Source organism: Rhizomicrobium electricum, from assembly GCF_011762045.1.
GTDB classification, from domain to species: Bacteria; Pseudomonadota; Alphaproteobacteria; order Micropepsales; family Micropepsaceae; genus Rhizomicrobium; species Rhizomicrobium electricum.
In genome coordinates, this window is sequence record NZ_JAASQS010000011.1 from 177,143 (window position 1) to 184,507 (window position 7,365).

General features: G+C 60.4%; 5 protein-coding genes. 2 read left to right on the plus strand and 3 right to left on the minus strand.

Annotation, left to right across the window (positions count from 1 at the left end):
• Positions 1 to 40: 40 nt before the first annotated feature.
• From FHS84_RS20255 to FHS84_RS20265, 3 genes are all read right to left on the minus strand, one after another.
• The gene (locus FHS84_RS20255; protein WP_166937352.1) at positions 41 to 763 is read right to left on the minus strand and encodes a LytR/AlgR family response regulator transcription factor; all 723 of its coding nucleotides are present in this window, start codon (positions 761 to 763) and stop codon (positions 41 to 43) included.
• Positions 760 to 1,818: a sensor histidine kinase gene (locus FHS84_RS20260; protein ID WP_243851258.1), complete on the minus strand. Its 1,059-nt coding sequence runs from the start codon at positions 1,816 to 1,818 to the stop codon at positions 760 to 762. Before FHS84_RS20260 ends, FHS84_RS20255 begins: the two co-directional genes overlap by 4 nt.
• Positions 1,819 to 2,003: 185 nt before the next feature.
• A complete protein-coding gene (locus FHS84_RS20265; RefSeq protein ID WP_166937354.1) occupies positions 2,004 to 2,861 on the minus strand; it encodes a FadR/GntR family transcriptional regulator in 858 nt (285 codons plus the stop codon).
• 282 nt (positions 2,862 to 3,143) lie between these two features.
• Here FHS84_RS20265 and FHS84_RS20270 point away from each other — a divergent pair, with 282 nt between their 5' ends.
• Together FHS84_RS20270 and FHS84_RS20275 are read left to right on the plus strand one after the other, a co-directional pair.
• A complete protein-coding gene (locus tag FHS84_RS20270; RefSeq protein WP_166937355.1) occupies positions 3,144 to 6,041 on the plus strand; it encodes a TonB-dependent receptor in 2,898 nt (965 codons plus the stop codon).
• Positions 6,042 to 6,292: 251 nt separating this feature from the next.
• The gene (locus tag FHS84_RS20275; RefSeq protein ID WP_166937356.1) at positions 6,293 to 7,315 is read left to right on the plus strand and encodes a family 43 glycosylhydrolase; all 1,023 of its coding nucleotides are present in this window, start codon (positions 6,293 to 6,295) and stop codon (positions 7,313 to 7,315) included.
• Positions 7,316 to 7,365 lie beyond the last annotated feature (50 nt).

The window sequence follows — 7,365 nt, forward strand, 5'->3', positions numbered from 1 at the left end:
GTTCTGGCGGTCCATCGACAACCCGCCGATGGCTCGGTTCTCAAATGGCGAAGCGGGAGCGGAATTGGCGGGCGGCGCGGCGGCTCATGATCAGCGGCGCTTCGACATTGCGGACGTGGACCAGATAGCCGCCGCTGTCGTGCTGCTCGAGCCGGGTGACGTGCTCGCAATTGACGATGGCCGAACGCTGGATGCGGCAGAAATGGTTCTCCGGCAGCGCCTTCTCCCATTCCTTCATCGATTTGAGCACCATGCCCAGCGAGTGTCCGCCGACGATCACCTGGCTGTAGTCGCCCTCGGCCAGAATGCAGTCAATGCTCTCCACTTTCACGAAACGCGGCCGCCGGTCGATCGTCAGCAGGATCGAATCCGACATCGTCAGTCCGATCGGCGGCGCTTCCGGCCGCACCCGGTGCAGGAAGCGGTCGAGCGCCATGCGCAGGCGCTGCTGTCTGACGGGCTTCGTCAGATAATCCAACGCGTTGACCTCGAAGGCCCGGAGCGCGAATTCCTCATAGGCCGTGACGAAAATCACCCACGCCTCGACGTGAACGCGCTCGAACAACTCGAACCCGGACGCGCCCGGCATTTGTACGTCGAGGAAGAGAAGTTCGGGTTTGAGCGCCGCGATGCGCTCCGCCGCCTCCGGGATCGAAGCCGCCTGCCCGACGATTTCGAATTCGGAATAGTCCTTGAGGAGGTATTCGAGTTCGTTGCGCGCGATCCGCTCGTCGTCGATGATCAGGGCCGAATGGCGCGTCATGCCGGCGTTCCCGCCGGCGCAAGCTGAAGCTCGATCTCGGCCGTGACCCAGCCGTCCTTTTCGTCAAGGCGGAATGAATGCCGCTCCGGAAAAGCCAGCGCCAGGCGTTCGCGGATGTTCTTCAGGCCGATGCCGGTGTCTTCGTTGGAGGCAGGCGCGTTCAGCCGTCCGGTGTTCGACACACGGATCGACAATGTCTGCTCGTGCCGGGTGATCTCCACGCGTAGCCGGAGCGGCAGGACGTCGCTCTTCATCCCGTGCTTGACCGCATTTTCTACCAGCGGGTGGATCAGGAAGCTCGGCAGCGACACGTTGAGCGCGGCGGGATCGATCTGCATCTGGGCATCAAGTTGCTGCTCGAAGCGGGTGCGCTGGATGGCGAGATAGTTCTCGATGGCTTCCATCTCGTCCGCCACGGTTCCTTCGCCGCCGCGGCCGTCGAGCGAATAGCGCAGGAAGTCGGCCAGTTCGGTGATCATCCGCCGCGACTTGGCCGGATCCTCGAGCACAAGCCCGCGGATGGCATTGAGGGCGTTGAAAAGGAAATGCGGGTTGAGCTGATAGCGCAGCATGCGAAGCTGGGCCTGATGCGCCAGCGCCTTGGCTTCGCGCGCGTTTTCCCGTTCCAATCCCGCTTGGCGCCAGTAGTCGATGCCGAACGCCACGCATGAAACCAGCAGCAACGTGGTGCCGCTGGCAAGGCCGCCTTGGAAGACCAGCGCAACCCAGTTCATCGGGACCGCGATCCAGTGCGGCAGACCGACAAGGTTGATGGCGAAGTGGGCGATCAGAACCCATACCGCTCCACCGAAGAAGCACAAAAGAAACGGCGAGATGATCAACCAGACCGGATGGGCGCGTTCCCGTAGCCGGGCATAGATCAGGCAAATCGCGATGTTGGTGAGGCATGCGCTGCCGTTGTAGAGCAGTTCCCAGGCGGCGATATAGAACGCCTTGCCGGCTGGTTCGCGGCTGACCCAGTCGATGCCGTTGCTGGTCGCTATCAAAAGGTAGGCGGCGACGATCACGGCGATCATAGGGCGAGTGCCGGTCATCTTGTTCAACTGCGCCTCCCCCCATTGAAAAACATTCGCCCACGCGGGTTGAACCGTCTGACGGCGATCGCCGGGCTGCCGCAAAGCGGTACCCTCCCGCAATTGTCCTATTTTGCTGTTTGCTGGGAGCGAGGCAAGTGGCTGCACCGGGCGATCTCCGTCCAATTCGCGAGGTTTTGGCTGGGTCAAGCGCTGCGCATCGCACCGGCGAGAAACGCGCGGTCGATAAGATTATGAGTGTACCGGTCGGCCTCTTCGCCGCTGCGAAAGGTGATTGCCTGCAGGATTCGCCAGTGATCGCGGACGTGGTCCTGCCAATTGGCACCGTTCTGGCGCTGGAACCGAAGGGCCGCATCGATGGCGGCGGCCAGGCCTCGCGCCAATGAGGTCACGTAGGTGTTGCCGCTCGCCTGGAACACCGTGCAGTGGAAGTCCTGGCAAGCATGCTGATTGCCGTCGTCGGCGCGCATGGCATCGAATGCCGTCTGCATGCGGGCAAGCATAACGTCGGATCGCCGGAGGCTGGCGAGTGCGGCGGCTTTCGGCATCAGCACGGCGAGAAGCTCGCGCAGGTCCTGCAATAGTTCCTTTTCGGGACCGGTTTCGAACAGCAGATCCAACACTTCCGGATCGAGGAACTGCCACATCGACTTGTCGTTGACGATCGTGCCGCCGCGCGGATTGGAACTGACCATGCCCTTGGTAGCCAGAATCTGGATCGCTTCGCGATAGGTGGCTCGGGACACATTCAACCGGTCGCTGAAGGCGATCTCCCCGAACAGCCGGTCACCGGGCTTGTATTCGCCCGACAGAATTGCGGCCGCGAGATCGCGCGCGATGCGGCCGGGTAGCTTCTGGCGCTTACGTCCCGGTTGAGACGCCGTTTCGTGTGCAGGCTCCCGCGCGTGTATGTCCGCTGAACTTTCGGTAGTGCGACCGACCTCCTCTCGGTAACCGCGAAATGCGTGTCCGATAGCGTCCGCATTGGGCAAAGTCGTCGGGGTTGCACCGGATTGCGCGATATTGCCGGACAGTGCTGCCATGAGGTGCATCTCGTGTCTCCGCATCATTCGTATGCGGGCGATTTTGCCAGAACGGAAAGCAGCAAAGCGATTTTATCGATTAGCGGTCGAAGTAATCGATAAGCGGTCGATGCGGATCGTGTGGCGCAATAGGTCAGACAACAACAGTCACAGTCGGTCCAAATTTTTGCATGCTGAAGACGGAAATACCGAAAGAAGCTGGTCCAGATTTTTTGTCTGAGTTATCAGGCGATGCGAGCGGGGGCTTCCGCTGCACCAAGAAATATCGCTGGGAGGAACAGCATGTTTGGGAAAAAGATACTGGCTTATTCTGTGTCGACGTTGGCGTTGATGTCCGGGGCGGCATTTGCGCAGGCCGACGCACAGATGGAAACCGTCGTCGTGACCGGTATCCGCGCGACAATTTCGCAGGGCCTGGATGTCAAGCGCGAGTCGACCCAGGTCGTCGAATCGATCATCGCCGAGGACATCGGCAAGCTGCCTGACAACAACGTGGTTGAAGCCTTGCAGCGCCTGAGCGGCGTGCAGGTGACCAATCGCGGCGGCGGACAGGTCGGCGCGCTTTACATTCGCGGTTTGCCGGACGTCGAAACCACATGGAACGGCCGCAAGCTGTTTACCTCATCTGGTCTGTATTTCTCGGTTCAAGACATGCCGGCGACGCTGGTCCGGCGCCTCGACGTCTACAAGACGCGTGAGTCGAATCAGATCGAAACCGGTATCGCCGGTCAGATCGACGTGGCGTCCTATCGCCCGTTCGATTTCGATGGCTTCAAGTTGACCGGGCAGGTCAACGAGACCTATCAAGAATTTCGCGGTTCGTTCGATCCGAACATCGGCCTGCTGATCAGTGATCGCTGGAAGACTGGCATTGGTGACATCGGCGTTTTGGCCAACGTGAACTGGTCGGTTGTTCGCTTCCGTGACGAGAGTGCAACGCCGGGCGCCCTGGTGCCGTTCGCGGCGGCCACGACGACGGGCACGCTGGCCCCGATGTCGTGGTACGCGCTGCAGCGCATCCTGCCGTCCTACAGCGCCGAGACGAACTGCAGCTCCGGCGGCGCGTACAACGTGTCCTGCGCACCGTTGTCGGCTTACGGTCTGGTGTGGCAGCCCGGCCAGCCCGGTGGTCTGTCACAGAAGGCGGGTTCCTACCTGACCCTCTCGGACGGCACGCATCTTCCCTATTACCTGTCGCGCGACGCCGTCTTCATGAGCGACTTCACCGGCAAGCGTACCCGCCCCAACGCCAATCTGGCCGTGCAGTGGGCCCCGAACGAGCATGCCGAGTACACGTTCGAAGTTATGTACAACGGCTATCGCAACGAGACATATAACAACCTGTTCTTCAACTTCGTCGATTGGTGGGGCGATTTCCCTCCTGGCGGAACGGTCGATCCGGCCACCAGCATCACGCTGTATGACGGCACCAATGTCATGAAGACCCGTCATGTGAAGAACGTGTACGGCTTCACCAGCGGCGACCTGACGGTCGAGAAGACCAACAGCTACGTCTATGCGTTGAACGCGAAATGGACCGTCAGCGATCGTCTCAGTCTGACGGCCGATGCGTCCTTCCAGACCAGCATTTTCGATACGCAGTTCTTCGCGATGCGCATCGATCGCGGCGTTCCCGACATCTACGTCGATTTCAATGCCGGCGGCGGCAATATCGCCCTCAATTTCGGCGACGGCCAGAATCGCATCACCGATCCGTCCTATTGGAATACCGCTGGCATGTGGGATAACGGCGGCCGCAAGAAAGGGAATGCGTATACAGCGCAGTTCGACGGGTCTTACGACCTAAAGGGAATCGCCGGTCCGCTGCAGCGCGTTCGGTTCGGCGTGCGCTATGACGATCGCAACGCCACCGAGGCCTATCGCGGTGCCGATCAGTGGCACGGACAGGCGCTCACTTCGTTGCCGAAGGAAATCTTGCACTACAACAGCGATTTCTTCGACGGCGAAGCCGACGTCCCGAGTTCCTGGGTCAATGTCGACGGCCGCTATATCTGGGATCATCGCGACGAGTTGCGTCAGATCTGGGGCGGCAATATCTTGGATGCTCGCCGTCGTGCGATGTTCCAGAACTTCAAGATCGACGAGGTTACCACCTCCGCCTATCTGGAAGGCGATCTGGAACAGGACATCTTCGGCCGTCCTTTGACGTTGAATGCCGGTGTGCGCTACGTGCAGGTCAAGGACCAGATGACCTTCTGGAACCGCGACAAGTATCTCTTGACCGGTATTGTTGAATCGAGCGCCGGCTCGGCCTACACGGCGAAGTTCCTGCCCAGCGCGACGCTGGCGTACGAACCGATGGACGACGTCAAGGTTCGGTTTAACTACGGCGAGACTTTGCGCCGCCCGAATTTCTCCGATCTCAATCCGACGCGGATTCTCAACTCCGACGTGACCAACATCGGCTACGGCACCGGAACGCAGGGCAACCCCAGTCTGCAGCCGACACATTCCAAGAACATCGACCTGACGGCGGAATGGTATTTCGCGCCGTCGAGCGCTCTCTATGGAACGCTGTTCCGGCGTGACATCCAGGGCCTTGTTCTGCCGTTGAACATGGTGGTCAACGTTCCTGGCGCCGATATCTACGACACCTACAACACCAACAACTTCATCATCAACATGCCGGTGAACGCGTCGAAGGGCGCTTTGAAGGGCGTGGAACTGGGCTTTGTCTACTTCCCGGACTATCTGCCGTCGTATCTTGACGGTCTTGGAGCCCAAGGCAGCTTGACGATCCTCAGCTCGTCGCAGAATCGTCCGGTCACCGACGCGGCTGGCAATATCGTCAGGGAAATCACCCAGAACTTCATCGGCGTCTCGAACACTTCGTACAATGCGACGTTGATCTACGAAAAGGACGCGATCGGCGCGCGCCTGTCCTATGTCTGGCGCTCGAAGTTCTACTACGGCGACGAAGCCGCGAACTTCGCCAATCCGCTGGGCATTTGGCGCATGCCGGAATCGAGCCTGGACTTCCAACTCAGCTATAAGGCGTGGGACAACGTGATGTTCACGTTCGACGCGGTGAACCTGCTGAAAGGCGACCAGCGGCAATACTATGCCGGCGGCGGCCAGGGCAATCCGACGGTCACCAACTTCGGCCGAGCTCTGTTCAGCCGGACATTCTCGGTTGGTTTGCACTACTCGACCAACTGACGAGTGGAGACCCGGCCGTGTCGCGCGGCCGGGTCTCGTGTTCTCTGCGCGACGATGCGGGATGGCGAGATTCGGCCGGCCTCCACTTCTCTCCCGGAAGGCGGACGGAAATCGGGTCCCACATATTCCCCCCTGACTCTGAGGCGGCATTTGGCCCGATGCGAATGGTCCGACTGCCGTCTCTTTCTTTTGCTATTGTAGGCGCAGGGTCAAAGCTGCCGGGTTAGCAGCCAATAACTGCGGAGATCGACATGAACCCGAAACGCACCGTAGCAATCCTCATTGCCGCCGCTCTGGGCGGCATCTGCTGGGCCCAATCGTCTTCCGAAGTCGACATTCACGATCCCGCGATGGGGACTGATGGAGGCCGGTATTACCTTTACAGCACGGGGCCTGGGATACCGTTCTACAGTTCGAAGGACCGGGTGCATTGGGTCGCGGGCGGACGCGTGTTTGCGGGCGAGCCGGCTTGGGGCCGGGGTGTGGCGGCCGGGTTCAATGGACATGTGTGGGCGCCCGATGTGGTGCGGCACGACGGCAAATACTATCTTTATTATTCGGTGTCGGGCTTCGGCAAGAACGACTCGGCGATCGGCGTGACGGTGAACAAGACGCTCGATCCGGCTTCGCCCGATTATAAATGGGACGATAAAGGCATCGTGATCCGCTCGGTCGCCGGGCGCGACGACTGGAATGCCATCGATCCCAACGTGATCGTTGATGCCAAAGGCGAAGGCTGGATGACGTTCGGCTCGTTCTGGTCGGGCATCAAGCTGGTCAAGCTCAATTCGGATTGGACCGGTCTTGCCGAGCCCGAAAGCTGGCACACGCTGGCGGCACGACCGCGCAGCAGCGCGCCCGATGCCCGCAATCCCGGCGACGGTGCCATCGAAGGCCCGTTCCTGTTCCAGCATGGCGACTACTACTATCTCTTCGTATCGACCGGATATTGCTGCCGCGGCAAGGCCTCGACCTATCGCGTTGCGGTCGGCCGCGCCAAGGAGATCACCGGCCCTTATCTCGGCAAGGACGGACACGATATGGCCAGCGGTGGCGGCACGCCGCTACTATCGGAGAACAAGGCGTGGGCCGGCTGGGGCGGGCAGGGCGTCTACAAGTTCGACGGCAAGGACTTCATCGTCATGCACGCATACGAAGCGGCCGACAACGACTTCCATCGCTTGAAGATCCTGCCGATCACCTGGGACGCTGCCGGTTGGCCTTCGGTCGACGGCCGTGGCCTTAACACTTTTCATGCTCCCTTGAGGAAGTAACGGTCTCCCATGAACACCCCGGTAAAATCGCGTCTTTCGGTGATTGAGAA

What these genes read in the sequence shown, in the direction of transcription:
- FHS84_RS20255 (WP_166937352.1), bottom strand. Translation starts at nt 763, where the DNA reads ATGACGCGCCATTCGGCCCTGATCATCGACGACGAGCGGATCGCGCGC.
- FHS84_RS20260 (WP_243851258.1), bottom strand. Translation starts at nt 1,818, where the DNA reads ATGACCGGCACTCGCCCTATGATCGCCGTGATCGTCGCCGCCTACCTT.
- FHS84_RS20265 (WP_166937354.1), bottom strand. Translation starts at nt 2,861, where the DNA reads ATGGCAGCACTGTCCGGCAATATCGCGCAATCCGGTGCAACCCCGACG.
- FHS84_RS20270 (WP_166937355.1), top strand. Translation starts at nt 3,144, where the DNA reads ATGTTTGGGAAAAAGATACTGGCTTATTCTGTGTCGACGTTGGCGTTG.
- FHS84_RS20275 (WP_166937356.1), top strand. Translation starts at nt 6,293, where the DNA reads ATGAACCCGAAACGCACCGTAGCAATCCTCATTGCCGCCGCTCTGGGC.